The 26,990-nt window shown below is 68.0% G+C and carries 25 protein-coding genes and 1 riboswitch; of the genes, 9 read left to right on the top strand and 16 right to left on the bottom strand.

Going from position 1 to position 26,990, the window contains the following annotated elements:
• Positions 1 to 13 precede the first annotated feature (13 nt).
• From ACE5CZ_RS03345 to ACE5CZ_RS03360, 4 genes are all read left to right on the top strand, one after another.
• A complete protein-coding gene (locus ACE5CZ_RS03345; RefSeq protein ID WP_374945946.1) occupies positions 14 to 1,471 on the top strand; it encodes a D-alanyl-D-alanine carboxypeptidase/D-alanyl-D-alanine-endopeptidase in 1,458 nt (485 codons plus the stop codon).
• 97 nt (positions 1,472 to 1,568) lie between these two features.
• The gene (locus ACE5CZ_RS03350; RefSeq protein WP_374945947.1) at positions 1,569 to 2,162 is read left to right on the top strand and encodes an isochorismatase family protein; all 594 of its coding nucleotides are present in this window, start codon (positions 1,569 to 1,571) and stop codon (positions 2,160 to 2,162) included.
• A 3-nt stretch (positions 2,163 to 2,165) separates the two neighbouring features.
• The gene (locus ACE5CZ_RS03355; protein ID WP_374945948.1) at positions 2,166 to 4,394 is read left to right on the top strand and encodes an MMPL family transporter; all 2,229 of its coding nucleotides are present in this window, start codon (positions 2,166 to 2,168) and stop codon (positions 4,392 to 4,394) included.
• Between the two features lie 24 nt (positions 4,395 to 4,418).
• A complete protein-coding gene (locus ACE5CZ_RS03360) occupies positions 4,419 to 5,885 on the top strand; it encodes an NAD-dependent succinate-semialdehyde dehydrogenase (protein WP_374945949.1) in 1,467 nt (488 codons plus the stop codon).
• 118 nt (positions 5,886 to 6,003) lie between these two features.
• On the opposite strand, the gene ACE5CZ_RS03365 is transcribed toward ACE5CZ_RS03360, so the two are convergent.
• From ACE5CZ_RS03365 to ACE5CZ_RS03375, 3 genes are all read right to left on the bottom strand, one after another.
• Complete coding sequence (locus ACE5CZ_RS03365; RefSeq protein ID WP_374945950.1) at positions 6,004 to 7,836, bottom strand: ABC transporter ATP-binding protein; 1,833 nt, start codon at positions 7,834 to 7,836, stop codon at positions 6,004 to 6,006.
• Positions 7,837 to 7,941: 105 nt separating this feature from the next.
• Positions 7,942 to 8,136, bottom strand: coding sequence for a hypothetical protein (locus ACE5CZ_RS03370; RefSeq protein WP_374945951.1), 195 nt, complete (start codon positions 8,134 to 8,136; stop codon positions 7,942 to 7,944).
• A gap of 96 nt (positions 8,137 to 8,232) precedes the next feature.
• Positions 8,233 to 9,633 (bottom strand): MFS transporter, encoded by a 1,401-nt coding sequence (locus ACE5CZ_RS03375; RefSeq protein WP_374945952.1) that lies wholly within the window; start codon positions 9,631 to 9,633, stop codon positions 8,233 to 8,235.
• Between the two features lie 252 nt (positions 9,634 to 9,885).
• On the opposite strand from ACE5CZ_RS03375, the gene ACE5CZ_RS03380 reads away from it, so the two are divergent.
• Positions 9,886 to 10,701, top strand: coding sequence for a ribokinase (locus ACE5CZ_RS03380; RefSeq protein WP_374945953.1), 816 nt, complete (start codon positions 9,886 to 9,888; stop codon positions 10,699 to 10,701).
• Positions 10,702 to 10,784: 83 nt separating this feature from the next.
• Here ACE5CZ_RS03380 and ribH read toward each other — a convergent pair whose 3' ends face one another.
• The 5 genes from ribH to ACE5CZ_RS03405 all read right to left on the bottom strand — a co-directional run bounded on the left by ribH (position 10,785) and on the right by ACE5CZ_RS03405 (position 15,340).
• Complete coding sequence (gene ribH, locus ACE5CZ_RS03385) at positions 10,785 to 11,264, bottom strand: 6,7-dimethyl-8-ribityllumazine synthase (protein ID WP_374945954.1); 480 nt, start codon at positions 11,262 to 11,264, stop codon at positions 10,785 to 10,787.
• Positions 11,261 to 12,604: a GTP cyclohydrolase II gene (gene ribA / locus ACE5CZ_RS03390; protein WP_374945955.1), complete on the bottom strand. Its 1,344-nt coding sequence runs from the start codon at positions 12,602 to 12,604 to the stop codon at positions 11,261 to 11,263. The genes ribH and ribA overlap by 4 nt, the downstream gene beginning before the upstream one ends.
• The gene (locus ACE5CZ_RS03395; protein WP_374945956.1) at positions 12,601 to 13,212 is read right to left on the bottom strand and encodes a riboflavin synthase; all 612 of its coding nucleotides are present in this window, start codon (positions 13,210 to 13,212) and stop codon (positions 12,601 to 12,603) included. The genes ribA and ACE5CZ_RS03395 overlap by 4 nt, the downstream gene beginning before the upstream one ends.
• Position 13,213: 1 nt before the next feature.
• The gene (gene ribD, locus ACE5CZ_RS03400) at positions 13,214 to 14,269 is read right to left on the bottom strand and encodes a bifunctional diaminohydroxyphosphoribosylaminopyrimidine deaminase/5-amino-6-(5-phosphoribosylamino)uracil reductase RibD (RefSeq protein ID WP_374945957.1); all 1,056 of its coding nucleotides are present in this window, start codon (positions 14,267 to 14,269) and stop codon (positions 13,214 to 13,216) included.
• A 94-nt stretch (positions 14,270 to 14,363) separates the two neighbouring features.
• A riboswitch (FMN riboswitch) is annotated at positions 14,364 to 14,534 on the bottom strand.
• 32 nt (positions 14,535 to 14,566) lie between these two features.
• On the bottom strand, positions 14,567 to 15,340 hold the full coding sequence (locus ACE5CZ_RS03405) for a polyprenol monophosphomannose synthase (protein WP_374945958.1): 774 nt from the start codon (positions 15,338 to 15,340) through the stop codon (positions 14,567 to 14,569).
• 275 nt (positions 15,341 to 15,615) lie between these two features.
• On the opposite strand from ACE5CZ_RS03405, the gene ACE5CZ_RS03410 reads away from it, so the two are divergent.
• Positions 15,616 to 16,143 carry a GtrA family protein gene (locus ACE5CZ_RS03410; protein ID WP_374945959.1) on the top strand — a complete coding sequence of 176 codons (528 nt, stop codon included), beginning with the start codon at positions 15,616 to 15,618 and terminating at the stop codon, positions 16,141 to 16,143.
• 48 nt (positions 16,144 to 16,191) lie between these two features.
• Complete coding sequence (locus ACE5CZ_RS03415) at positions 16,192 to 17,325, top strand: aromatic acid exporter family protein (protein WP_374945960.1); 1,134 nt, start codon at positions 16,192 to 16,194, stop codon at positions 17,323 to 17,325.
• 54 nt (positions 17,326 to 17,379) lie between these two features.
• Here ACE5CZ_RS03415 and trpS read toward each other — a convergent pair whose 3' ends face one another.
• The 8 genes from trpS to ACE5CZ_RS03455 form a co-directional block, all read right to left on the bottom strand.
• A complete protein-coding gene (trpS, locus tag ACE5CZ_RS03420; RefSeq protein ID WP_374945961.1) occupies positions 17,380 to 18,390 on the bottom strand; it encodes a tryptophan--tRNA ligase in 1,011 nt (336 codons plus the stop codon).
• 49 nt (positions 18,391 to 18,439) lie between these two features.
• Positions 18,440 to 19,288, bottom strand: a complete 849-nt coding sequence (locus ACE5CZ_RS03425) for an exodeoxyribonuclease III (protein ID WP_374945962.1) — start codon at positions 19,286 to 19,288, stop codon at positions 18,440 to 18,442.
• 9 nt (positions 19,289 to 19,297) lie between these two features.
• Positions 19,298 to 20,407: a YhjD/YihY/BrkB family envelope integrity protein gene (locus tag ACE5CZ_RS03430; RefSeq protein WP_374945963.1), complete on the bottom strand. Its 1,110-nt coding sequence runs from the start codon at positions 20,405 to 20,407 to the stop codon at positions 19,298 to 19,300.
• A 129-nt stretch (positions 20,408 to 20,536) separates the two neighbouring features.
• Complete coding sequence (locus ACE5CZ_RS03435) at positions 20,537 to 21,295, bottom strand: succinate dehydrogenase iron-sulfur subunit (RefSeq protein WP_374945964.1); 759 nt, start codon at positions 21,293 to 21,295, stop codon at positions 20,537 to 20,539.
• Positions 21,296 to 23,098 (bottom strand): succinate dehydrogenase flavoprotein subunit, encoded by a 1,803-nt coding sequence (sdhA, locus tag ACE5CZ_RS03440; protein ID WP_374945965.1) that lies wholly within the window; start codon positions 23,096 to 23,098, stop codon positions 21,296 to 21,298.
• Between the two features lie 11 nt (positions 23,099 to 23,109).
• Entirely contained in the window at positions 23,110 to 23,562 is a 453-nt protein-coding gene (locus ACE5CZ_RS03445) for a succinate dehydrogenase hydrophobic membrane anchor subunit (protein ID WP_374945966.1), read from the bottom strand.
• Entirely contained in the window at positions 23,562 to 23,996 is a 435-nt protein-coding gene (sdhC, locus tag ACE5CZ_RS03450) for a succinate dehydrogenase, cytochrome b556 subunit (protein WP_374945967.1), read from the bottom strand. Before sdhC ends, ACE5CZ_RS03445 begins: the two co-directional genes overlap by 1 nt.
• A gap of 137 nt (positions 23,997 to 24,133) precedes the next feature.
• Complete coding sequence (locus ACE5CZ_RS03455; protein ID WP_374945971.1) at positions 24,134 to 25,312, bottom strand: glycosyltransferase family 4 protein; 1,179 nt, start codon at positions 25,310 to 25,312, stop codon at positions 24,134 to 24,136.
• A gap of 143 nt (positions 25,313 to 25,455) precedes the next feature.
• On the opposite strand from ACE5CZ_RS03455, the gene ACE5CZ_RS03460 reads away from it, so the two are divergent.
• On the top strand, positions 25,456 to 26,574 hold the full coding sequence (locus ACE5CZ_RS03460; protein ID WP_374945968.1) for a mannose-1-phosphate guanylyltransferase: 1,119 nt from the start codon (positions 25,456 to 25,458) through the stop codon (positions 26,572 to 26,574).
• A gap of 24 nt (positions 26,575 to 26,598) precedes the next feature.
• Positions 26,599 to 26,990 (top strand): BMP family ABC transporter substrate-binding protein (locus ACE5CZ_RS03465; protein ID WP_374945969.1); only part of this gene is annotated, 392 nt, incomplete at its 3' end.

Raw genomic sequence — 26,990 nt, forward strand, 5'->3', positions numbered from 1 at the left:
TTAGCATGGAATGATGTCTGAGATCCCCGAAGCGAAGCCACGCACAGGGCCGCTGAGCGGTCTCCTTCGACGCGCCCGGCAGCGTCCGCGGCTCTTCGGCACTACGGCCGCCGCCGCGGCCCTGATCGTTCTCGGTGGCGGCGGTCTCGTGGCGGGAGCGGCCGTCGGCACTCCGAGTTCCACGGACGCCGCGCGCGTTGCGACCGTGCCGATCGCGTCGACGTCGGCCACCGCGACGCCCACTCCGACCCCCACCCCGACTTCGCGTCCCGTGCCCGCGGCGGCGCTCCCAGCTCAGCCGGTGCGCACGTGCTCGATCGCGGAGGCGGCATCCGATTCGCGCCTCGGCACATTCTCGGGCAGCGTGCGCAACGCGACAACGGGCGAGGTGCTCTACGACCACGGTGGCGGCACCTACTCCCGCACGGCCAGCGTGATGAAGGTGCTCACCAGCGCTGCGGCCCTGGCGGTTCTCGGCCCCGATCATCGCGTCAGCACGACCGTCGTCGCCGGAACCGAGCCCGGCCAGGTGGTGCTGATCGGCGGGGGAGACATCACCCTGGCCAGCGGCTCGTCGAACGTCTACCCCGGCGCAGCCAGCATGCCCGATCTCGCCGCGCAGGTGACCGCCTCGCTGGGCGGTGCGCCGGTCACCTCGATCGTTCTCGACTCCTCAGCGTTCTCGGGCGACGCCTGGCAGCCTTCGTGGAACCGCAAGGAGCTGTTCGACGGCTGGTCGAGCGAGGTGACGGCGCTTCAGGTCGACGGCGACCGCGCGAACCCGTCGAGCAGCCAGTCGACCCGCAGTGAAGACCCCATCGGCCGTGCCGGTTCGGCGTTCGCGAGCGCGCTCGGGGCGTCGGGCGCGACCATCAGCCAGGGAGTTGCCCCGGGCGGCACGGCGACACTCGGGCAGGTGCAGTCGGCGCCGGTGTCGACCATGGTTCAGGACGCCCTCCTGCGCTCGGACAACACCGAGGCCGAGATGCTCGCGCGTCTCACGGCCATCACGCAGGGCTCGGGCAACTCGTTCTCGGCGCTCGGCGCATCCACCCCTGCCGCGCTCGCGAGCTACGGCCTCGACACGTCGGGCCTGGTGATCGTCGACGGCTCCGGCCTGTCCGACGACAACGGCGTCTCGCCCAACTTTCTCACCGCGTTGTTCGCCAAGATCGCCGCTCGGGAGGGCAACCTCGGCATCATCGCCGACGGCCTGCCCGTGGCCGGCGAGAGCGGAACGCTGGCCGGCCGTTTCACCGGGTCGAATTCGGATGCCGCGGGCCAGGTGATCGCGAAGACGGGCTGGATAGACACCGGCTACACCCTGTCGGGCATCATCTCCGCAGCAGACGGCTCGACCCTGACCTTCGCGTTCTTCGCTCTCGACGACGTCTCCGACAATTCGAAGCAGGCGCTCGACACCGTCACTGCTGCGGCCTATCGTTGCGGAAACAACCTGTCGAACCAGTGAACCGCCGTGCTCTACACTCAATTACTAAGCCGGCTGACTAATCGAACCGGATTCGTTGCTCGAACTGCGTAGGCAGTGTCACAGAGAGTGAGACCGCATGGGCCGCGCGCTGTTCATCATCGACGTGCAGAACGACTTCACCGAGGGCGGTGCCCTGGGCGTCGAGGGCGGGGAGGCCGTGGCGGCGGGCGTGTCGACCCTGCTGGCCGAGCACCGCGGCGCCTATGACCTGGTCTTCGCCTCGCGTGACTGGCACGACGCCGACAACGACAACGGCGGGCACTTCGCCGCCGACGAGAACCCCGACTTCGTCGACAGCTGGCCGGTGCACTGTGTCGCCGGCACCTTCGGCGCCGACTACCACGACGACCTCACGACTCAGGCGATCGACGTCCACATCCGCAAGGGCCAGGGCAAGCCGGCCTACTCCATCTTCGAAGGAACCGCGGAGGAGGGCGGCTCGGTCACCGAGCTGCTCGACGCGCACGGCATCACGGCAATCGACATCGCCGGCCTCGCGACCGACTACTGCGTACGCACCTCCGCCCTCGACGCGCTCGAGCACGGACGCGCCGTGCGCATCATCACCGACCTCGTCGCGGGGGTCACCCAGGAGTCGACCCGAAACGCGCTGGCCGAGATGGCCCGCGCCGGCGCCGACCTCGTGCTCGCCGCCCAAGTCGAGGATTAGGCCGTGCGCGTACCGCGCTGGCTGAGGATCCTCCTCCCCGCCGTTCTGATTCTCGTGTGGCTGACCGCCGCATCGATCGGCGGTCCGTACTTCGGCCGTATCGACGAGGGCTCGAGCAACGACCAGACCACCTACCTGCCCGCCAGTGCCGACGCCACCCGCGTCAGCGCCCTGCAGAAAGAGTTCACCGACTCCGACGCCATCCCCGCGATCGTCGTGTTCCGCACCGACGACGCAGCCGGGCTCACCGACGAGCAGCGCACCGGCATCCAGAACCAGATCGACGGGCTCTCGAGCGTCGACGGCGTCGCCGACGGCAGCTCGCCCGCGATCCCGTCGCAGGACGGGCAGGCCGTCGAGGCTTTCGTACCGATCGATGCCTCGGGCGAGGTGCGCGACACGGTCGACTCCATGCGCTCCTCCCTGCTGCGAGAAGGCTCGGTCGAGGGCGTGACCGCCTTCGTGACCGGCCCGGCCGGCTTCACGGCCGACATCGGCGACGCGTTCGCGGGCATCGACGGAATCCTGCTGCTGACCGCCCTCGGTGCCGTCTTCGTCATTCTCTTTCTCGTCTATCGCTCGCCGCTGCTGCCGTTCCTCGTGCTCGGCACCTCGCTCTTCGCGCTGACCACGAGCCTGCTCACGGTCTGGTGGCTCGCGAAGGCCGGGGTCTTCACGCTGAACGGACAGGTGCAGGGAATCCTGTTCATCCTCGTCATCGGCGCGGCCACCGACTACTCGCTGCTCTACGTCTCGCGCTACAAAGAGGCGCTGCGCACGCATGAGAAGCGCTGGGATGCGACGTGGGCCGCCCTGCGGGTCTCGCTCGAGCCGATCCTCGCGTCGGGCGGAACCGTCATCGCGGGCCTCCTCTGCCTGCTTTTCTCCGACCTCAACTCGAACAAGGCCCTCGGCCCCGTCTCGGCGGTCGGCGTGGCGTTCAGCGTGCTCGCGTCGCTCACACTGCTGCCCGCCCTGCTGCTGGCCTGCGGCCGAGCTTCGTTCTGGCCGTTGCGGCCGAAATACGCGGCACCGGATGGGGCGGCCGCGCGGGAAGGCAGCGAGCACGCCCGCCACGGCTTCGCCCCGCACAAGTCGGCCCACGGCGCTCCCAAGGGCTTCTGGGCGAGGCTCGAGGCGTTCATCGCCTGGCGACCCCGCACCATCTGGGTCGTCACCACGGTCGTGCTGCTGGCGGCCGGCACGGGCGTGTTGCAACTGCAGGCCGACGGCGTTCCGCAGAGCGACCTGATCCTCGGCCAGTCCGAGGCGCGCGACGGCCAGGTTGCCCTCGGCGAGCACTTTCCCGGCGGGTCCGGAAGCCCGGCGCAGATCGTCGCGCCCGAGGCCGAGCTGGCCGACGTGGCATCCGCCGTTCTCGGCACCGAGGGAGTGACCTCGCTCACGGTCACCAGCGCGAATTCGCCGTCGGGCTCGGCCACTGTCGACAGCGGCGGATCGCTGTCGGCGCCGGGCGGCGCGCAGACGCTCATCGCGGTCGAACCGACCGTCGTCGACGGCGACGTGCTGCTGCAGGCGACGCTCGCCGACGCGGCAGACTCGGATGCGGCGAAGGACACGGTACGCGAGTTGCGATCTGCGCTGGCCGATTCCTCCTCCGGCGCCCTGGTCGGGGGAGTGACCGCCACCGCCATCGACTCCGACGCGGCCAGCGTGCACGACCGCAACACGATCATCCCGATCGTGCTCGTCGTCATCCTGCTCATATTGATGCTGCTGCTGCGCTCGGTCCTCGCTCCGGTGCTGCTCGTGCTCAGCGTGGTCGTGTCGTTCGCTGCTGCCCTGGGCGTCTCGGCGCTGGTCTTCAACCACGTCTTCCGGTTCCCGGGCGCCGATCCGTCGGTGCCCCTCTACGGCTTCGTGTTTCTCGTCGCCCTCGGCATCGACTACAACATCTTCTTGATGACGCGCGTGCGGGAGGAGTCGATCGCGCATGGCACGCGGTCCGGCATCCTGCGCGGCCTCACGGTGACCGGCGGCGTCATCACGTCGGCCGGAATCGTGCTGGCCGCGACGTTCTCTGCACTCGGGGTGATTCCCGTGCTCTTTCTCGCCCAGATCGCTTTCATCGTGGCGTTCGGGGTGCTGCTCGACACGCTGCTCGTGAGGTCGCTGCTCGTCCCCGCCCTGGCCTACGACCTGGGCCGGGTCATCTGGTGGCCGAGTAAACTGGCGAAGACGCCGCAGGGCGTCGACACGCCCTCTCGCTAGCCCCGCTCAGCAGTACGGAGAACCATGACAACGACGTCCGAATCCTCGCTTCTCGCATCGGTGCCGAACCGGCTCTACATCGGTGGACACTGGGTCGACGCGGAGGGCGGGCGCACCCTCGAGGTCGACGATCCGGCGACGGGCACGTCGATCCGCTCGATCGCCGATGCCAGCCCGGCCGACGGCATCCGGGCGCTGGATGCCGCTGTCGCGGCACAGGCCGAGTGGGCGGCCACGGCCCCGCGGGTGCGCGGCGAGATCTTGCGCCGGGCGTTCGACCTGCTGCAGGAACGCAAGGCTGAGTTCGCGCTGCTGATGACCCTCGAGATGGGCAAGCCCCTGGCCGAGGCGGCCGGCGAGGTCGCCTATGGGGGAGAGTTCTTGCGCTGGTTCAGCGAGGAGGCCGTGCGCATCTCGGGTCGTTACGGTCAGAACCCCGAGGGCACCGGAACCATGGTCGTCTCACAGCGACCAGTCGGCCCGTGCTTCCTGATCACGCCCTGGAACTTTCCACTGGCCATGGCGACCCGCAAGATCGCACCGGCCCTCGCGGCGGGCTGCACCGTCGTCATCAAGCCGGCCGAGCTCACGCCCCTCACGACGCTGTTCTTCGCGAAGCTGCTCGAAGACGCCGGCCTGCCCGCCGGGGTGCTCAACGTCATCACCACGTCGGCTTCGGGTGCGGTCTCTGAGCCGATCATCAGTGACCCTCGGCTGCGCAAGCTGAGCTTCACCGGGTCGACCGGCGTGGGGCAGAAGCTCATCGCCCAGTCGGCCGCCAACGTTCTGCGCACCTCCATGGAACTCGGGGGCAACGCGCCCTTCGTCGTGTTCGACGACGCCGATCTCGAGAAGGCCGTCGACGGTGCGATGCTCGCCAAGTTCCGCAACATCGGCCAGGCCTACACGGCCGCCAACCGGTTCATCGTGCATGAGGCCGTGGCCGACGAGTTCGCCCGGCGCGTCGCCGAGCGCGTGGAGGGCCTCATCATCGGTCGCGGCACCGAGCAGGCAATCGACATCGGTCCGCTCATCAACTCCACGGCCGTCGACAAGGCCGACGGCCTCGTGCAGGATGCCGTGTCGCGAGGCGCGCGGCTCGTCACGGGCGGCAAGCGCATCGACGGCCCGGGAAGCTTCTACGAGCCCACCGTACTGTCTGGCGTCGCCGCGGGCAGCGACATCCTGCGTGAGGAGATCTTCGGGCCTGTCGTGTCGATCGTGACGTTCGCCGACGAAGACGAGGGCGTGCGGCTCGCCAACGACACGCAGTACGGTCTCGTGAGTTACGTTTTCACCACAGACCTGGCTCGTGGCCAGCGCATGATCGAGCGACTCGAGACCGGCATGATGGGCCTCAACGTGGGCGTCGTGTCGAACGCGGCGGCGCCGTTCGGGGGCGTCAAGCAGTCTGGCCTGGGTCGCGAGGGCGGACTCGAAGGAATTCACGAGTACCTCTCGACGAAGTACACGCTGATCCCGAACAGCTAGCCTCGTGTTGTAACTCGTTCAGGAGGAGAGTACCTCCGTGTGGATAGTGGCGGCGGCGGGCCGCTCCTCCTGAATTGGTTACGGGCACCACTACTCGTTGGGCGCGGGGTCGTGCCTGTCAGACCAGCAGCTGGTGTTTCGCGAGGTCTGTGTAGAGCGGTGTCGACACGACGAGTTCGGAGTGGGTTCCGACGCCCACCACGCGCCCGTGGTCGAGCACCACGATCTGGTCGGAGTCGACGACGGTCGAGAGCCGGTGCGCGATCACGATGAGCGTGCGGTTCTCGGCCACGGCGTCGATGGCCTCGCGCAGCATCTGCTCGTTCAGGCCGTCGAGGCTCGACGTCGATTCGTCGAGCAGCAGGATGGGCGGGGCCGCGAGCAGGGCCCGGGCGATGGCCAGCCGCTGGCGTTCGCCGCCGGAGAGCATCACGCCGTCTTCGCCGACCGCGGCGTCGAGCCCCTTGTCGCCGCGATCGAGCACCTCGCCGAGGTTGACCGCGTGCAGCACCTCGATGCACTGCGCATCTGTCGCGTCGGGCGACGCGAGCAGCAGGTTCTGCCGGATGGTTCCTGCGAGCACGGGCGCGTCTTGTTCGACGTAGCCGATCTGGGAACGCAGAGTCTCGCGGTCGAGCGCCTTGAGGTCGACGCCAGCCAGTCGAACGGTGCCCGAGGTCGGGTCGTAGAAGCGCTCGATGAGTGCGAGCATGGTGCTCTTGCCGGCGCCAGAGGGTCCGACCAGTGCGGTGCGCTGGCCCTGGCGGGCAGCGAAGCTCACGCCGTGCAGCACTCCCGAGGCCATGGGTCCGCCGGCGGCCACGTCTGTGTCGTCGACGGGGGTGCCCGCGTAGGCGAAGTGCACGTCGTCGAACTCGAGCGCGATGCCGTCGGATGCGATGGGCGCCGCGGACGTGCGCGCGAGCTCTGCATCGAATTGCGTCTCGACGGGCAGGTCGATGATCTCCTGGATGCGACCGAGGGCGCCGAGTGCCTGGTTCACCGAGTTGAGCGCGCCGAACGCCTGTCCCAACGGCATGATCATCATGAAGAGAAAGAGAATGAACGAGATCAGGTTGGCGATCGAGATCGACCCGTCTGCCACCCTGAAGCCGCCGACGCCGAGCACGACCAGCAAGGAGACCTGCAGTGCGATTCCGGCGATCGGCACGACGAGGGCCGAGATCTTCGCGACCTGAACGCCCATGTCGAACGCGCCGCGCGCATCCACCTCGATCGCCGCGATCTCGCGATCGCTGGCGTTCGATGCGCGCACCGTGCGAATGGCGCCAAGCGAACGCTCGACGGAGGCAGCGAGGTCGCCGACCTTCTCCTGCTGCTTGCGGCTTGCGGTGCGAACGCGCCCGGAGATGAGCACCACGGTGACGACCGAGACGGCGATGACGAGCACTGTGAGGCCGAGAAGCACGGGGTCGATGATGAGCATGGCGATGAGGGCGCCGAAGAACACGAGCGAGCCGCCGATGGCGTCGACGAGTCCCTGGGTGATGACGGCGTAGAGCAAGGTGGTGTCGCTGCCCACGCGACTCACCAGGTCGCCTGTTCTGCGCACGTCGAACTCGCGGATGGGCAGGCGCAGCATGCGGCGCACGAGCTGGCGCCGAGCAGAGAGCACGACCGCCGTGCCGGTGCGCTGCAGCAGGTAGTGCTGCAATCCGCTGATGAACCCGGAGATGACGACGAGGGCCACGAGGGCGGCGACGAGGGTGCCCAGCGGTTCGCCGGCCTGAACAACGGTGATGACCCGGCTCACGAGCAGCGGCTGGGCCAGGCTGGCGGCGGCGCCCAGGATGCTCAGAACGATGACCACGCCCAGGATCGGCCGGTGCTCTGCGAGGTACGGCAGCAGCTGGCTGAAGCGGGCGCGTGGCCCCTCATCGGGTTTAGGCGACCGACCTATCCTGCCTCGTGGTTGCGTACTCGTGCTCATGGGGAACTTTCCGGTGCGGGGAGTGGGCAGGCGCTGGGCCGCGCCGTCGACGGGGTCGACTTCGGACGCCTCTAGTAATTGTGCACCGCGTCGGGCCGACGCGGGTCACCGTGAGGTGACGACGAGGGGAGGGGGGTCGACCGGCGGCGCCGGAGGAGCGGGTGGCGGGGCGAGCAGGAGGGCCGCGAGCCTCAGGCCGCCGAGGCCGGTCGCGAGCAGCCATGCGAGCACCGCCCGGTGCGGCTCACGCCCGCGCCAGGAGCCGGCGTGGCGCCACGGAGCGCCCGGATGTATCGACATGCGCACACACTATGCCGCGAGCCTGCGAACTGCCGCACAGCGCGGTCGGGCGCTGGCGGCGGCTCACAGGCGCGTGGATGCGTGCGGTTATCGGAGTCAGGAGACGTTCGACTCGTAGTCGACGTCTTTCGTCTCCGTGCTCAGGATCAGGGCGACGAGCGTGATCACGGCCGCGGCGCTGAGGTACAGGCCGACCAGCCAGGTGCTGCCGTCGGCGAGGGTCCACAGGTAGACGGCGATGAACGGGGCGACGGCCGCGCCGAGGATGCTCGCGACGTTGTAGCTGATCGCCGAGCCGGTGTAGCGCACGTTCGTCGGGAACAGCTCCGGCAGGATCGACCCCATCGGGCCGAAGGTGAGCCCCATCAGCGTGAAACCGATGATGAGCAGCGCCATCACGCCCACGAATCCGCCGCCGAAGAGGGGCACGAAGAGCAGGCCGAACACGATGATTCCCACGGTGACCCAGATGAGCGTCGTGCGGCGGCCGAACCTCTCTGCGAGCGGGCCGGCCACCAGCGTGAAGACTCCGAAGAAGACGACACCGATGATGAGCATCACGAGAAAGTCGTTGCGCGGGTAACCGAGTCCGGCGACGAACGCATCGGCGGCGAAGGGCTTGCCGGCCTTGTCGGCGGCCGCCTGGCCCGCCTCGACCGTCGACGGCGTCGTGCCGAACGTGAGGGTGAACGTGGTCATCAGGTAGAACAGCACGTAGGTGGCCAGCATGATGAACGTGCCGAGGATGAGCGGCCGCCAGCTGGTCGTGAGTACCCGGGCGAGGGGAAGCTTCGCGACCTCGCCCTTCTCGACGACCTTCTGGAATGCGGGGGTCTCGATCAGCTTGACACGCACGTAGAGGCCCACCGCTACGAGCAGGGCGCTGCCGAGGAACGGGATGCGCCAGCCCCAGGCCGCGAAATCTTCGGGGCTCAGTGCGAGTGAGAGCCACAAGAACACGCCGTTGGCGACGATGAAGCCGATCGGAGCGCCCAACTGCGGGAACGTGCCGTAGATCGCGCGCTTGCCCTTCGGGGCGTTCTCAGTCGCCAGCAGGGCCGCGCCACTCCACTCCCCGCCGAGCCCGAGGCCCTGGCAGAACCGAAGGATGACGAGGAACGTCGGGGCGAGCACGATCCATCCGTCAGCGCTCGCCGTGGGCAGGCATCCGATCAGCACCGTCGCGATGCCCATCGTGAGCAGCGACGCCACGAGCGTGCCCTTGCGGCCGATCCTGTCGCCGAAGTGGCCGAAGATGATCGAGCCGATCGGGCGCGCGACGAACGCGGCACCGAATGCCGCGAACGAACTCAGCAGCGCGGTGGTGTCGTCGGCGTTCGGAAAGAAGAGCTTCGGAAAGACGAGAACGGCGGCCGTCGCGTAGACGTAGAAGTCGTAGAACTCGATCGACGTGCCGATGAGGCTGGCGAGAATCACGCGGGAACGCGGATTGGTCTGGGGCACGGGCGTGGTTCTGACCGGGGCTGCGGATGACATGGCGGGCTTTCGGTGAGTGCGTCGAGACGCGACGAACGAGGTGCGCCGGGGTGTCACTCGCGAAGACAGGGCGTTGTTCGCCGCAGCTCGCGAGGACCCCGACGCGAGAAAAAGTTTTTCGGCGCTGGTTCTGCGCCCGTATCACTGTACGCGCCTCGCGCGCAGGGCACAGGCGCGCTTCGCGGCAGGCGACAGCGGCTCGCCTAGAATTGTGCCGGACGCGCCCCCGGAGGCCGCCCAGGATGGATCGAAATGCCCCGCGTCTTCGTCGTCGGTTCGCTCAACATCGATTCGGTCGTCGAGGTAGAACGGCATCCACGCCCGGGCGAGACCCTGATGGGCGGCGACGTGGCCACCTTCTTCGGGGGCAAGGGAGCGAACCAGGCCGTAGCCGCGGCGGCGGCGGGCGCCGAGGTATCGTTCATCGGTCGAGTCGGCGACGACTCCGGCGGCCACGACTACATCGCCCGGCTCGGCGCTCGCGGCATCGACGCGAGTGGGGTCACGGTGACTCCCGGCTCGACCACTGGGCACGCGATGATCGCTCTGGATGCCCGGGCCGAGAACACGATCATCGTGTCGCCCGGTGCGAACGCGCGCCTCAGCGCGGCCGACCTCGCACCGCTCGAGACCATGCAGCCGGGCGACGTTCTGCTGGCTCCCCTGGAGTCCGACCTCGACGTGATCGCCGAGGCCGTGCACATCGCCCATTCCCGCGGCGCGCGGGTCGTGCTGAACCTCGCTCCGTTCGCCGAGCTTCCCGCCGAGGTGCTCGCCCTGGCCGACCCGGTGGTCGTCAACGAGCACGAGGCCGAGCAGCTCGAGGCATCCGGAGTGTCGCCCGATTCGCTGCTGGTCACGCTCGGCTCCGCCGGCTCGCGCTGGGGGTCGATCGAGGTCTCGGCCGCGTCGGTCGCGCACGTCGTCGACACGACCGGCGCGGGCGACAGCTACTGCGGCACGCTGGCCGCGACCCTCGCGGCCGGTCTGGATGCGCGCACCGCCATGCAGAGGGCCAGTGACGCGGCGGGTCGCGCCGTCGAGTGGGTCGGCGCTCAACCGAACTGATCGTCAGTCCGCCTGACCATCGCTGCGCCTGATCGGCAGTACGCCCGATCGGCAGTACGCCCGATCGTCAGAGCGCCTGACCGTCAGCGATGACCGAGCGCGATGGCACGAATCGCCTGGGCCGTCGCGATCGCGGCCTCGGCGGCCTCGGCTCCCTTGTCTTCTTTCGAGCCGGGCAGCCCGGCGCGGTCGAGGCCCTGCTGCTCGTCGTCGAGGGTGAGAACGCCGAATCCGATCGGTTTGCCCGTCTGGATGCTGACCCGCGTGAGGCCGGAGGTCGCGGCATCCGATACATATTCGAAGTGCGGCGTGCCTCCGCGAATGATCACGCCGAGCGCCACCACCGCGTCGGCCCCTGCCTCGAGGGCGGCCTTCGCCACGACGGGCAGCTCGAAGCTGCCGGGAACGCGGATCTCGGTGACCTCGGCGCCAGACGCGTCGAGCACGCGATGCGCGCCGGCCAGCAGTCCGTCGGTGATCGTCTCGTGCCAGAGGCCGGCCACGATCGTGATCGCAAGTCCGGTGCCGTCGATGTTCAGAGTGGGGGATCCTGCACCGCTCATGATGAGGGCCTTTCGTCGGGGGTCGTGGGGTTCAGCGGAGCCTGGATGGCCCAGTCGGGAATGACGTGGCCCATTCGCGCGGCCTTGGCCGAGAGGTAGCCGGCGTTCGCGGCGTCGACGCCGACGATCAGCGGCACGCGTTCGACAACGGTCACACCGTGCTTCTCGAGCTGACTGACCTTCTCGGGGTTGTTGGTCAGAAGCCGAACCGACCGGATGCCCAGGTCGGCCAGGATCGCGACGGCTGCCCCGTAGTCGCGGGCGTCGGCGGGCAGGCCCAGAGCGAGGTTCGCATCGAGGGTGTCGAGACCGTCCTCCTGCAGCCGGTAGGCGCGCAGCTTGTTGAGCAGGCCGATGCCGCGCCCCTCGTGGCCGCGAAGATAGATGACCACGCCCGAGCCGGCGGAAACCTGGTCGAGCGCGTCGTTCAACTGGGGGCCGCACTCGCATTTGAGCGACCCGAAAGCCTCGCCCGTGAGGCACTCCGAATGAACGCGCACGACGGCCGAGGCCGCCGTGGGATCGCCGGAGACGAGGGCCAGATGCTCGAAGCCCGTCTTCGTGTCGTGGTAGGCCCTGATGCGAAAGTCGCCGTGCACGGTGGGCACCGTGGTCTCGACCTCGAAGGTCACCCGAAGGGGTTCGCCGGCGGCCTCGGGCACCGCGACGATGGCCTCGGGAGGCGTGCCGACCAGCCGCGCCGCGGCATCCACCCCCTCGAGGTAGTCGATGAGGGCGGCGATCGTCGTCACCGGCAGGCCGGCTGCGGCGCCGAGCTCGAGCAGCCCGGGCATCCGCATCATCTCGCCGTCGTCGGCGACGATCTCGCCGATGACCCCCACCGGCGTGAGGCCGGCCAGGGTCAGCAGGTCGACCGTGGCCTCGGTGTGGCCGGGGCGCACGCGCACGCCGCCCGCCACCGCCCGAACGGGCAGCACGTGCCCGGGCCGAATGAAGCTCTGCGGCGTCGATGACGGATCGGCGAGTCGGCGGAAGGTCTCGGCCCTGTCCGACGCGCTGATTCCCGTGCTGATGCGCGACGACGCGTCGACGGTGATCGTGTAGTCGGTACGGCGCGAATCCTCGTTGCGCTCGACCATGCGCGGCAGTCCGAGCCGGTCGCTCGTCTCAGGCGTCATCGGCGCGCACAGAAAGCCGGAGGTGTGCCGCACCATCCACGCGATCCACTCGGGCGAGGCGAGCTCGGCCGCGAGGATGGCGTCGCCCTCGTTCTCGCGGTTCTCGGCGTCGGCCACGATCACAGGTCGACCCGAACGCAGGGCGTCGAGAACCTCTGTCAGGGGAGAAAGGGCTGTCATCGACGAGAGTGCGGCGGTCATGACCGTGCTCCGAACGACAGCAGACGCTCCACATGGCGGGCGAGAACGTCGGTCTCGATGTTCACCCGGTCGCCCGGCGCCAGCGCGCCGAGGGTGGTGGCCGTCAGCGTCTCGGGGATGAGCGACACCTCGAACCAGTCGCCCTCGTCGTCGCGGCCGACCGCCGAGACGGTGAGGGAGACCCCGGAGACCGCGATGGAGCCCTTGTCGACGACGAGCCGGGCCAGGTCGGCGGCCAGGCGGAAGCGCAGCACACTCCAGGCCTTGCCGGGAGAGACCGAGAGCAGGGTCGCCGTGCCGTCGATGTGCCCCTGCACGATGTGGCCGCCGAGCCTGTCGCCGACCAGCGCCGCGCGTTCCAGGTTGACCTCGGCGCCCGCGACGAGTGATCCGATGGTCGACATCGAGAGCGTCTGGGCCATGACGTCGGCGGTGAACGTATCCTCCGAGCGATCGACGACGGTGAGGCAGACCCCGCTCACCGAGATGGAGTCGCCGTGCCGGGCATCCGACACCGACAGGGGGCCGCGAACGGTGAGGCGAAGCGCATCCGTCGAGGCGACGACACCCGCGACCGTTCCGCGTTCTTCGATGATTCCAGTGAACATGTCAGTCGTCTTCTTTCGTGGTGGCGAATTCTGTACTGCAGAGAGGGCGGGCGACGAGCAGCACGTCGTCGCCGAGCGCCTCGACCTGGTCGAAGCGAAATCTGGCCTGCTCGGAGATCGTGTGCACGCCGATCTCGGTCACGGCCGTCAGAGGCCCGCCGAGCAGCGTGGGCGCGAGATAGACCAGCACCTCGTCTGCAAGGCCCGCCGCCAAAAATGCGCTCGCGAGCGTAGGGCCTCCCTCGACGAAGACGTGGCGCACGTCTCGCTCCGCAAGCGACGCGAGAAGCCCCGGCAGGTCGCGGTGCGGGTATTCGATGACACCGGCCGGATGCGCGAGGACGCGCGAGTCGCGGGGCACCGAACGCCGGCCCACGACCACGGGAATCGGCTGGTCGTCGAGCGGCCGGCCGTCGGCATCCCGCGCCGTGAGGCTGGGGTCGTCGGCCAGCACGGTTCCGGTTCCGACCACGATCGCCCCGGACTCGGCGCGACGGCGATGCACGTCGGCTCGCGCGGCGGCGCCCGTGATCCAGCGGCTGGAGCCGTCGGCGGCGGCCACACGGCCGTCGAGACTGGATGCCCACTTGACGGTGACGAAGGGCGTGCCGCGTCGCATCGCCGTGAGCCACGGGCGGATGTTCTCGGCGGCTTCGTCGCCGAGAACGCCCTCCTCGACCTGGATGCCGGCCGCGCGAAGTCGCTGGGCGCCCCCAGACGAGGAGGCTCCCGGGTCGGCGACCGCGTACACGACCCGGTCGATGCCCGCGGCGATCAGGGCCTCGCTGCACGGGCCGGTGCTGCCGGTGTGATTGCAGGGCTCGAGGGTGACGACCGCCGTGGCCCCGGCGGCGAGCGCGCGATCGGAGAGGGCGTCGAGGGCTCTGACCTCGGCGTGGGCGGTACCGCGGCCTCGGTGCCAGCCTTCGGCGATGACGCGACCGGAGGCATCCAGAATCACACAGCCGACCCGCGGATTCGGGCCGTGCGCGGGGCCGCGACGCGACAGCTCGATCGCGCGGCGCATCGCGTCGGCCTCGTGGCTCTGGCTGGTCATCCGGTCTCCGTCTGGTCGACGTGTTCCGGGGCCCCGTCGTTCGACGAGTTCGCTTTCTGCGAGACGCGCGCGTGGCGGCGGCTGTTTCAGTAAGCGCGTGCATCCTCTCATCCGGACTGTGGAGGCGACGAACTCTGCCTCTTTACCGTCGGCCCTGGAATTTCACCAGGTCAACCGCAGGGTGTTCGCTCTCGAGAGAGCGCGTCGACTGCGGCTCGCGGACTATAACCGCCGGTTCGGAATTCCACCGACCCCGGAGCACGTAGTGCATGAATCGCGACCCGTCTTGCGACGAGGTCACTTACTACTTATACCCCCAACGCCGGGGCGTCGCGAATATTCCGTGTCGCCGCGTGACGAGCCGAAGCGGTCGGCGAGGCCCCACGACGTGACTTTGACCAGCGCCTCGATCACAATCCCCGAGCTCATCTTGGAGGTGCCCTCGACGCGCTCGACGAACGTGATCGGAAACTCGCGCACGTCTGCGCCCGACTTCTCTATGAGCCAGGCCATCTCGATCTGAAAGCAGTAGCCCTGGCTGGCGACACTGTCGAGGTCGATCCGACGCAGTGTGTCGACGCGGAATCCCCGGAAGCCGGAGGTGATGTCGTGCAGTTTCGATCGCAGCAGGACTCGCGCGTACGCGGTTCCGCCGCGCGAGATCAGGCGCCGGTACAGCGGCCAGTTGCGGGTCTTGCCGCCGGCGATCCATCGGGCGCCGATCGAGAGGTCTGCGCCGCTGTCGAGTTGGGCGATCATCATGGGCAGCTCTTCGGGCTGATGCGAGCCATCGGCATCCATCTCGATGATGAGGTCGACATCGTGGTCTTCGGCCCAGCGGAATCCAGCGATGTAGGCGGCGCCCAAGCCGTTCTTCTCGGTGCGGTGCAGCACTGTCACGCGATCGTCTCGGGCCGCGATCTCGTCGGCGAGGCGGCCGGTGCCGTCGGGGCTGTTGTCATCGACGACGAGGATGCGTGTGGCAGGCACGGCGCGAAGCGTGCGCTCGATCGCGTCGGGCAGGGCGTGCAATTCGTTGTACGTCGGAATGACGACAAGAGTGGATGACATGGGTGCCTCTCTGACGAGAACGATACGGCAGTCGATCGCGACTGGGGCCGTGGTCACTCTAGGGGGCGACGCCGCCCCGATCGCTGGACGTTCGCTGGTGTTCTGTCGAGTGTTTCCCAGCGGAGGATCAGATCTGTGGCCCGCAGGTTGATTCCACGTGAACGCCAAGTCAAGCCTGAGGCGGTTAACAGCATCGGTGCCCGAGTGGTTGCTAGCCTCGGAGAGTTCGACAACGCTGTTGATCCGTCTTATTTCTTCTCGCGTCTGGAACACTTATGGCCTCGTTCGACCCGCTCGGCCTCGTGCCTGCGCGTTTTCGAAAGATCGTGACGGAGCTCGTGCAGTTCGGCATGGTCGGCGGCGTCGGCTTCGTCGTGCAGGTCTCGGTCTTCAACGTGCTGCGCGCGAGCGTCTTCTCTCCCACGGTGATCCACGCCGGCCCGATTCTGGCCATGCTCGTCTCGACGCTTCTCGCGATCGTCGTCAACTGGCTCGGAAACCGCTACTGGACCTTTCGCGCGAAGCGGCAGACGAAGATCGTGCGCGAGAGCATCGAGTTCTTCGCGGTCAGCGTCGTGGGCATGACGATCGGCCTCGGCTGCCTCTGGTTCTCGCACTACGTTCTCGGGTTTCGCAGCGTGTTCGCCGACAATCTCTCGGGCAACGTCATCGGCCTCGTGCTGGGCGCGGCTTTTCGCTTCGTGCTCTACCGGTTCTGGGTGTTCAATTCGTCGCGATCGCTCGACTCCGTATCGGTCACGGCACCCGCGGCGACGGCGGCAGACACGGCCCCCACGTCGTAAGCCGCGGCGGTTCCGACGTCCAACGGGCAGACGAATAGGCTGAGTCGTGTGACGCATCCCCCTGCCGCCGACAGCCCGACTCGCGGCGCTTTCGCACGGCGCATGGTCGATGCCGGGCTCGCTCCCGCGCGCTACGCCCGCGTGCTGCAGTCCGACGACAGGGCGCCGCTGTTGCAGATCGTCAAGACCGGCGTCGCTGCATCCCTGGCCTGGGTGGTCTGCCTGGCGATTCTGCCAGCACAGTTGCCGGTGTTCGGTGCGATCGCCGCCATCATCGTCGTGCAGCCGAGCGTCAACCAGTCGTTCGCCAAGGCGCTCGAGCGAACCGTCGGTGTGATCGTCGGAGTCGTGATCGCCTACCTGGTCGGTCTCGTCTTCGGACCGTCCACCTGGATCGTGCTGCTCGCGATCATCCTCGCCCTGCTCACCGGCTGGGCGCTGCGCCTCAGCCAGTCGACGACCGTGCAGCTGCCGATCAGCGCCATGCTCGTGCTCACCATCGGGGCTGAGACGTCGGGGTACGCCGGGGGGCGCATCATAGAGACCGCGCTCGGGGCGGTGGTCGCCGTGGTGATCAACCTCGTCATCGTGCCGCCCGTTCGACTGCAGCCCGCGCACGATGCCGTGGCCGCGCTGGGACGCGAGTCCGCCGTCTGCCTCGATGGCCTCGCCCGGCTGCTCGTCGAGGAGTCGACGGCCGCGGAGCGCAACAGGGCACTCGTCGAGGTGCGGCTGCTCGCTCCCATGCTGACGACGGCACGCGCTGCCGTCACGGGGGCCGAGGAGAGCCTGCGGTTCAATCCCCGCAGGCGCGCGAACACCGACGCCTTGGAGCTCGACAACGACCTGCTCGCCATGCTGGGCGTCATCGTAGGGCGCGTTCCGGGCATGGTGCGCGGGCTCGCCGACAACTACGACGAATCCCTGCACGGCGAGAGCACGGTCAGAGGCCTCGCCGATGAGATGGAGAAAGCCGCCCACGACCTGCGCCTCGTGATGCAGGACTCCGACCTTCGGCCCGTCGAGCCGATTCCGCATACCGAGGAGCTGCCCGTGCTGACTGCGCCGTTTCAGGTGGTCACCCCGAGCCCGACGCACTGGATTCTCATCGGCTCGCTCATCGAAGACCTGCGCCGGGTGCACGAGGTCATCGTCGAGGCCGGCCGCAGCGTCAGAAGCTGATGGTCAGAGGCCGATGGTCAGAGGGCTGACGGTCAGAGCCGCCGACGCCATCCGTCAGCTCGAGCGCGGCAGAAACCCGACCCTGTCGTAGACGTCGGCGAGGGTCGCCGAGGCCACCTCGTCGGCGCGCTGCGCGTTCGCGGCGAGAATGCGGTCGAGCTCGGCCGGGTCGGCGAGCAGCTCGAGCGTGCGGTCGCGAATCGGCCCGAGGGTCGACTCGACGACCTCGACGAGTGCTTTCTTCAAGTCTCCGTAGCCGCGTCCGGCGAATTCTGCCTCGAGGCTGGCGATCGGGATGTCGCCCAGCACCGAGAAGATGGTGAGCAGATTGGCGACCCCGGGCTTCGCGGCACGATCGAAGACGACCTGGCCGTCGGCATCCGTCACCGCCCGCATGATCTTCTTCGCCGTCGTCTTCGCGTCGTCGAGGAGCCACACGATGCCGGCCGGTGACTCCGACGATTTCGACATCTTGGCCTGCGGGTTCTGCAGGTCGTAGATCTTCGCCGTGTCTTTGAGAATGTAGGGCTCCGGGATGCGGAAGGTCTCGCCGAAGCGCGAGTTGAACCGGGCCGCGAGGTCACGGGTGAGCTCGATGTGCTGACGCTGGTCTTCGCCGACGGGCACCTCGGCCGCCTGGTAGAGCAGGATGTCGCCGGCCTGCAGGATCGGGTACGTGAACAACCCGACGGAGGCGGCATCCGAACCCTGTTTCGCCGCCTTGTCTTTGAACTGCGTCATGCGGCTGGCCTCGCCGAAGCCGGTGAGCGTGTTCAGCACCCAGGCGAGCTGCGCGTGCGCCGCAACCTGCGACTGCACGAACAGCGTCGACTTCGACGGGTCGATGCCGGCGGCGATGTACTGAGCGGCCGTGCGGCGGGTGTTCTCCCGCAGCTTCCCCGGGTCTTGGGGCACCGTGATCGCGTGCATGTCGGCGAGAAAGAAGAAGGCGTCGTGCGTCTCCTGCAGGGCCTTCCAGCTGAGCAGGGCGCCGATGTAATTGCCGAGGTGCAGCGATTCGGCAGAGGGCTGCATGCCGGAGAAGAGGCGCGGTTTGCGGGTCATGAGTGTGTCGTTCCTCTTCGTTCCCTGAGCGTGTCGAGGTGAGGGGGTGTCAGAGCGCATAGTCGACGACCACCGGGGCGTGATCGCTCCAGCGCTCGGCGTAGCTGGCGGCCCGGTCGACTGTGTAGTTCGCGACCGTGGCTGCCAGCTCGGGCGTGGCCAACTGGTAGTCGATGCGCCAGCCGGTGTCGTTGTCGAAAGCCTGCCCGCGTGCAGACCACCAGGTGTACGGGCCCTCCACCTCGCCGGCGGCGCGGCGGCCGATGTCGACGTAGCCGAAGCCCGCTCCCGCGTTGTAGTGCGGATCGTCTTCGGCGCCGAGGAAGCGGTCGAAGTACCCTCGCTCCTCGGGCAGGAAGCCGGCGCGCTTCACGTTGCCCTTCCAGTTCTTGATGTCGAGGGTGCGGTGCGCCACGTTGAGGTCGCCCACGATCACGCCCAGCGGATTGTGTTCGATCAGCAGGGGCAGCCGTTCGATCATCGCGTCGAGGAATTTATATTTCTCGACCTGCTTCGGAGTCGCGGCCTCGCCCGAGTGCACATAGGTAGACACGACGGTGACCACCTTGTCGCCGACCTCGTAGTCGGCCTCGAGCCAGCGGCCGGCGCTGTCGAAATCGTCGGCGCCGAACGCGACGCGGTGAATGGATGCCTTGTTGCGGCTTGCGAGCGCAACACCCGCCCGGCCCTTGGCGGTCGCCGCGTCGTGCAGGATGTCCCACTCGTCTCCGAGCAGGTTCTCGAGGTCGCTCGTCGCGGCGCGCACCTCTTGAAGTGCGAGGATATCGACCTCGCGCTCGTCGAGCCAGGCGCCCATGCCGTTGCGGAATGCGGCGCGCACCCCGTTGACGTTGACGGACGCGATGCGGAGGGGGGTGCCAGATTTCGACGAAGACATCGCACCAGTTTAGCGAGGCGCCGGGGTCTCGTCCTTCAGCCGGGACTCCTCGCGCACGGCGGCCTTGAGCCTGCGGCGGAGGCCTCGGCGACGCAGCCCGTGCGCCTCGCGGAGCTCGTCTTCGAGGCGTTGCCGCTCTGCCGCGGCGATCACGACGCGAGCCTCGGCCTGCTTCAACTCGGCCTCCGCCTCGAGCTGCTCCGGCGAGAGTCCGCGCACGTCGAGACCCACGTCGGTGACGCCCACTGAGATCCACGCGGCCACGACCAGGATCACCTGGCAGACGAGGTTGAAGAAGATCAGCAGACCGGCGATCACCGCGAACGAGGCGATGAGGGGGTTGTTGCTCGCGCCCCCGAGCAGCAGGCCACCGAGGGTCTTGAGTATGCCGAGCGCCGCCGCCCCGAGAAGTGCGCCGCCGATCACTCGACGGAAGGGCAGCCTGATGCCCGTGAGCACGCGGTAGAACGCGAGCAACACCAGGGCGTCGAGCGCGAACGAGATCAGCAGGCCCACGATGCGTGCCACGACGGCGGCGAACGGTGAGGTGTCGTCGACGCCGACCAGGTCGAAGGCGAAGCCGAGAAGGGTCGTGCTTCCGATGCTGATGCCCGCCGACACGACGAGCACGAGGCCGAACCCGACCGCGAGCCCCGCATCCTTCAGTTTGAGAAGAAGGAAGAACGTGGTGTCGGGCCCCACCGAGAAGATGCGCCGGATGGCGTCGCGCGCAGACGCGAGCCAGCCGAGGGCCGTGAAGGCGAGTCCGACCAGGGCGATGGCTCCCGACCAGCTGAGTGCCGGGGTGTTCAGCAGGGCATCCGCGTCGACCGCCCCGTCTTCTCCGATGAGGCCGGGAACAGCACTGCCGATCAGCGTGATCAACTCCTCGAGCAGCTGACGGTTCGAGGCCAGCACGAGCCCTGCGATCGAGAACCCGGCCCAGAGCGCGGCGAACACGGCGAAGAGGGCCTGATACGACATTCCCGCCGCCATCAGCGGCCCGCCGTTCGACGCGTAGTGCTGAAACACCCGCACCGGCTTGAGCTTCATGACCTTCTGCACGAGTGCGGGGATGCCGGTGGCCGGTTTCTCGGTGTCGCTGCTGTTGTTGCTCACCCACCCACCCTATTCAGCCCAGGCCGCTCCCGGGTCGCGCGCGCCCTTAACGGGCGAACGCGCCTCCGACGAGCGGCATCGGCCCGGTAGAGGCGCGCTCGGTGACACACGTGCGCGTGCGAGCAGCCGCTACGGCTTGCCCCGCATGATCGCCTGCTTGACCTCGGCGATGGCCTGGGTCACCTGGATGCCACGGGGGCACGCCTCGGAGCAGTTGAAGGTGGTGCGGCAGCGCCAGACGCCCTCTTTGTCGTTCAATATGTCGAGGCGCACGTTGGCGCCCTCGTCGCGGCTGTCGAAGATGAAGCGGTGGGCGTTGACGATGGCGGCGGGGCCGAAGTACTGGCCGTCGGTCCAGAAGACCGGGCAGCTCGACGTGCACGCGGCGCAGAGGATGCACTTGGTCGTGTCGTCGAAGCGCGCGCGCTCCGTCGCCGACTGCAGACGCTCCTTCTCGGGCTTGCTCGACGCGATGAGAAAGGGCTGCACCTCGCGGAACGACGCGAAGAACGGCTCCATGTCGACGACGAGGTCTTTCTCGAGGGGCAGGCCCTTGATGGCCTCCACGTAGATCGGCTTCGTGATGTCGAGGTCTTTGATGAGCGTCTTGCAGGCCAGGCGGTTGCGACCGTTGATGCGCATCGCATCCGACCCGCAGATGCCATGGGCGCACGAGCGGCGGAACGTCAGCGATCCGTCCTGCTCCCACTTGATCTTGTGCAGCGCGTCGAGCACCCGGTCGGTGGGGTACATTTCGACATCGAAGTCCTGCCACGTGGGCTCGGCGTCGGTATCGGGGTCGTACCTGCGGATGATCAGCGTGACGGTGAAGGTCGGGATGACGGCGTCAGCGGGGGCCGGCGGAGAATCCAGGGTTGCTGTACTCATCTAGTACTTCCTCTCCATGGGCTGGTAGCGGGTCACGACGACCGGCTTCCAGTCGAGTCTGATGTGGTCTCCCGCGTCGGACGACATGGCGTCGCCCGAGAGGTAGGCCATGGTGTGCTTCATGTGGTTGGCGTCGTCGCGGGTCGGGAAGTCCTCGCGCATATGGGCCCCGCGACTCTCCTTGCGGTTGAGCGCCGAGTACACGACGACCTCGGCCAGGTCGAGCAAAAAGCCTAGTTCGATCGCCTCGAGCAGGTCTGTGTTGAACCTCTTGCCCTTGTCTTGCACGAGGATGTTCTTGTAACGCTCGCGCAGGTTGTGGATGACCTCGGTCACCTCGGTGAGGCTCTCGTCGGTGCGGAACACCTGGGCGTTGCGATCCATCGACTCCTGCAATTCGCGACGGATCACGGCGATGCGCTCGGTTCCGTTGGAGTTGCGGGCGTTCTCGACCAGTGCTCGCACGTCGGCCGCGGGGTCGTCGGGCAGTTCGACCCACGGCGCTGTCTGCACGTATTCGGCCGCGTTGTTGCCCGAGCGCTTGCCGAACACGTTGATGTCGAGTAGCGAGTTCGTGCCGAGCCGGTTCGAGCCGTGCACCGAGACGCAGGCGCACTCGCCGGCGGCGTACAGGCCGGGAACGACGGTGGTGTTGTCGGAGAGCACCTCGCCCTGCACGTTGGTGGGAATTCCGCCCATCGCGTAGTGGGCGGTCGGAAGCACGGGCACCGGCTCGGTGTAGGGCTCCACGCCGAGGTACGTGCGCGCGAACTCCGTGATGTCGGGAAGCTTCGCGTCGATCACCGCGGGGTCGAGGTGGGTGATGTCGAGGTAGACATAGTCTTTGTGGGGGCCTGCCCCGCGGCCCTCTCGAATCTCGAGGGCCATGCAGCGCGCGACGATGTCGCGAGGCGCCAGGTCTTTGATCGTGGGGGCGTAGCGCTCCATGAATCGCTCGCCCTCGCTGTTGCGCAGGATCGCGCCCTCGCCTCGGGCGGCCTCCGACAGCAGGATGCCGAGTCCGGCCAGGCCGGTCGGGTGGAACTGGAAGAACTCCATGTCTTCGAGCGGCAGGCCCTTGCGCCAGATGATTCCGACGCCGTCGCCCGTCAGGGTGTGGGCGTTGGATGTCGTCTTGTAGATCTTTCCGAAACCGCCGGTCGCGAAGATCACGGCTTTGGCCTGGAAGACGTGGATCTCGCCGGTGGCGAGCTCGAAGGCCACGACGCCGGCCGGCTTCTGCCCGCCGAATCCGTCGCTGACCATCACGAGGTCGAGCACGTAGTACTCGTTGAAGAAGTTGATGCCGAACTTGACGCAGTTCTGATAGAGCGTCTGCAGGATCATGTGGCCCGTGCGGTCGGCCGCGTAGCACGCCCGGCGCACGGGCGCCTTGCCGTGGTCACGGGTGTGGCCGCCGAAGCGGCGCTGGTCGATCTTGCCCTCGGGGGTGCGGTTGAAGGGCAGGCCCATGTTCTCGAGGTCGTAGACCGCGTCGATCGCATCCTTCGCGAGGATCTCCGCGGCATCCTGGTCGACCAGATAGTCACCGCCCTTGACCGTGTCGAACGTGTGCCATTCCCAGTTGTCCTCCTCGACGTTCGCGAGGGCGGCGGCCATGCCGCCCTGCGCCGCACCGGTATGGCTGCGGGTCGGGTAGAGCTTCGAGATGACTGCGGTCTTGGCCTTCGGGCCGGCCTCGATGGCCGCCCGCATGCCGGCACCGCCGGCGCCCACGATGACGATGTCGAACTGGTGGTAGTGAACGCCGTCTACAACGGATCCGTCTGCGTACTCGGTCATAGCGGTCGCCGTCAGCTCGCCGAGCAGAACGAGGCGAGGAGATCGGCGGGCGCGCCGGCAGGGCAGGGGTCGAACGTGAAGATCACAAGGGTTCCGAGCGTTATGAGGACGATGACAGAGAAGAGCAGGGCGCCCTTGAGGATGCCCCGCGTGGTGCGGTGCGACGCGTAGTCGTTGACGAGGGTGCGCATACCGTTGGCGCCGTGGATCATGGCGAGCCACAGCATCAGGCAGTCCCAGACCTGCCAGAACGGGTCGGACCACTTGCCGCCGACGAAGGCGAAGTCGATGGCCTTGATGCCGTCTCCGAGAACGAGGTTCACGATGAGGTGGCCGAAGATGAGCACGACGAGCACGAGGCCCGAGGCGCGCATGTACATCCAGCCCCACTTCTCCCAGTTGATGCCGCGCGATCGCGGTGCACGGGAGTAGGGGCTGCGGGGAGCGTCGATCGTGGTGGCCATCAGGAACCCATCTCGCTGAAGACGTTGATGAGGTGGCGCGGAACGAATCCGGCCATCGTGACGACCCACAGGCCGATGACGACGTAGAACATCACCTTCTGGTACTTCGGACCCTTGGTCCAGAAGTCGATGAGGATGATGCGGATGCCGTTGTAGGCGTGGAACGCGATGGCGCCCACGAGGGCCGTCTCGCCCAGGCCCATGATGGGATTCTTGTAGGTGCTCATCACGGCGTTGTACGCGTCGGGCGCGACCCGCACGAGGGCGGTGTCGAGGATGTGCACGAGCAGGAAGAAGAAGATCGCGATGCCCGTGATGCGGTGAAGCACCCACGACCACATTCCCTCTCGTCCGCGATAGAGAGTGCCCTGGGGCCTCTTTCCCGTGGGCGCCAGCGATCCTGGCGCATGGGTTCCTGTCTCGGTTCTGGACACGAACAACCCTCCTTGGTTGAGTAAGCCGTGTTGGAGATGGCTCGTCGCGGTCGTGCCGGTCGACTCGTGCAAGTGCTTCAGGATCGGGCGAAGGCGAAGATGTCCCTCAGTTTATAAGTTCTCACCGGTCATGCTTGTTAGGTACCCCTTAGCAGGTCGAACGCATACACTGCCTCGCCCACGGGAACGGGCCGCCGAGCGGCGATCACCCGGGCGTAGTGGCCGAGCAGCTCGGTGCAGACGGAGTTCCAGGTGGTCGCCCGCACGGCGCGTCGCCCGGATTCGCCCATTCGCAGACGCAGGTCTCTCGACACGACGAGGTCTTCGACGAGGGTGCGCATGCTCGTGTCGCCCGAGAGCGCATCGGGGTCGAAGAGGTATCCGTCATTGCCGTCGTGCACCAGGTCGACCGGTCCGCCGGCACGGGGAGCCACGACCGGCAGCCCCGCCGCGTGCGCCTCCTGGATCGTCTGGCCGAAGGTCTCTTCGGTGCCCGTGTGCACGAAGACGTCGAAGCTGGCATAGGCGATGGCGAGCGCCTCGCCGCCCATCCTGCCCAGCCAGGTCACGGGCATCCCGCGCAGCAGCCGCTCGACCGAGGGTGTCGACGGACCGTCTCCGACGATCGCCAGCGAGATGCCGTCGATGCCGCGCAGCTGGTCGAAGCGCTCGAGCTGCTTCTCCGGCGCGACGCGCCCGACGTAGCCGAGCACGACCTCGCCGTTCGGCGACAGGCGGGCGTGCAGGTCGACGGCATCCGGATGCGTGCGCAACCGCGGATGGTATCGCTCGGTGTCGACGCCGCGGCCCCACCGCGCGAGCCGCGTGACGCCCGCGGCGACGAGGTCGTGCTCCGAGCTCGACGAGGGGACGAGCGTGAGGTCTGCCGCCTCGTGCACCCAGCGAACGAAGCGCCAGGCCAGGGCCGCGGCCTTGCCGAGGTGATTGCGCGTGGCGTACCCCGCGACATCCGTCTGGAAGATCGCGACGCTCGGCACGCCGCAGCGGTTCGCCGCCGCGATCGCCTGGGCTCCCAGGAGAAACGGCGACGCCGCGTGCAGCACGTCGGGCGCGAAGGCGGAGAGCACCCGCTGAACCTGCGGGTGGGGGAGGCCGACGGGGAACTGGCGATAGGCGACCGCGGGCACCGCATGGATCGCGAATCCGCGATAGCTCGACGGCGTGTTCCGGGCGGCCGGGGCGATGAGGATGGCCTCGTGCCCGGTGTCGGCAAGAAAGTCGAGCACCTTGCAGACACTGTTGGTCACGCCGTTGACCGTGGGCAGAAAGCTCTCCGTGACGACGGCGACTCTCATGGGCTGCTCCCGTCGGCCCGGGGATGCACCGGGCACGCGTCGAACGCTACGAGCGGAGGGTGGCGCACGGGTTAATAGGGGGTGGCGGCGAGGTGAGCATTCGTGCGATAGCGAGCAGCACCCGGATGGGTAGGGTGGGGATCATGGCTGAGAACTCTGCGATGGACCGTTTCTACAGCGTCATTCCGGCCGGCGGCATCGGTTCGAGACTCTGGCCCCTCTCCCGTGCCGACGCACCCAAGTTCTTGCACGACTTGAGCGGCTCGGGCCGCAGCCTGCTGCGCGACACGTGGGAGCGTCTCGCCCCCATCTCGGGCGAACAGCGCGTGATGGTGGTCACGGGCCGCGCGCACCGCGCCGCCGTCGAGAAGCAGATTCCCGAACTGGCCGATGCCAACGTGGTTCTCGAGAGCGAGCCGCGCGAGTCCTCTGCGGCCATCGGCTTGGCCGCCGCCATCCTGCAGCAGCGCGAACCCGGCGTCATCATCGGCTCGTTCGCGGCCGATCACGTCATCACGCAGAGCGAGGCCTTTCGCGAGACCGTGGTGCAGGCCGTGAATGCGGCCGACGCCGGGTACATCGTGACCATCGGCATCACTCCGACCGAGCCGTCCGTGGGCTTCGGCTACATCCTCACCGGCGACGCGCTCGACCTGCCCGGCGCCCCGACCGCGATGGTGGCCCAGCGCTTCGTCGAGAAGCCCGACCTCGAGACGGCCAAGAAGTACCTGAAGAGCAAGAAGTACCTCTGGAACGGCGGAATGTTCATCGCCCGGGCCGACAAGCTGCTCGAACAGCTCGGCAAGGCCGAACCCGAGCTGCTCGCCGGCCTGCTCGAGCTCGCCGAGGCGTGGGACACCCCGCAACGCGGTGCGGTGGTCGACCAGGTGTGGCCGGGCCTCAAGAAGATCGCGATCGACTACACGGTGGCCGAGCCGGCGGCTCTCGACGGCACGCTCGCCGTCGTTCCCGGCGACTTCAGCTGGGACGACGTGGGCGACTTCGCATCCATCGCCAAGCTGCATTCCACCGGTCGCGGCTCCGAGCTCGCGATCCTGGGCAAGAACGCCCGGGTGCTCTCCGACTCGTCGAGCGGCGTCGTGGTCTCGCAGAGCGGCCGCGTGATCAGCCTCATCGGCGTGAAAGACATCGTGGTCGTCGACACCCCGGATGCGCTGCTCGTCACCACCAGCGAGCACGCCCAGCGGGTCAAGTCGGTCGTCGACGCGCTGCGCCTCGGCGGCTCGGGCGACGTTCTCTGACCCCCTGCTACTAGTCTTTTGGCTATGTCGACCTCACCTGTTCTGCGCGCCGCCGTCGTTCTGGCCGCTTCGGCCCTGATGCTCGCCGGATGCGCCCCGGCGCCCGAGACCACGGAGACGGCCAGCGACTACTGCGCCCGCATGGTCACCAACTCCGGCGGCCTCGAAGACCGCTCATTCAATCAGTCGAGCTGGGAGGGCCTCGAGAAGGCGAAGACCGACCTGTCGATCGACGCCGAGGTCATCGTGTCGACCAATGAGACAGACCTCGCACCGAACGTGACGCAGGCGGTCGACAGCGGATGCCAGTTCATCCTGACGGTCGGCTACGAGCTGGCCGACGCGACGAGCGCCGAGGCGAAGGCCAATCCCGACGTGCACTTCGCCATCGTCGACGAGCAGGTCGACGGCGAGAA

The organism is Agreia sp. (genome assembly GCF_964263775.1).
Taxonomy (GTDB): Bacteria; Actinomycetota; Actinomycetes; order Actinomycetales; family Microbacteriaceae; genus Agreia.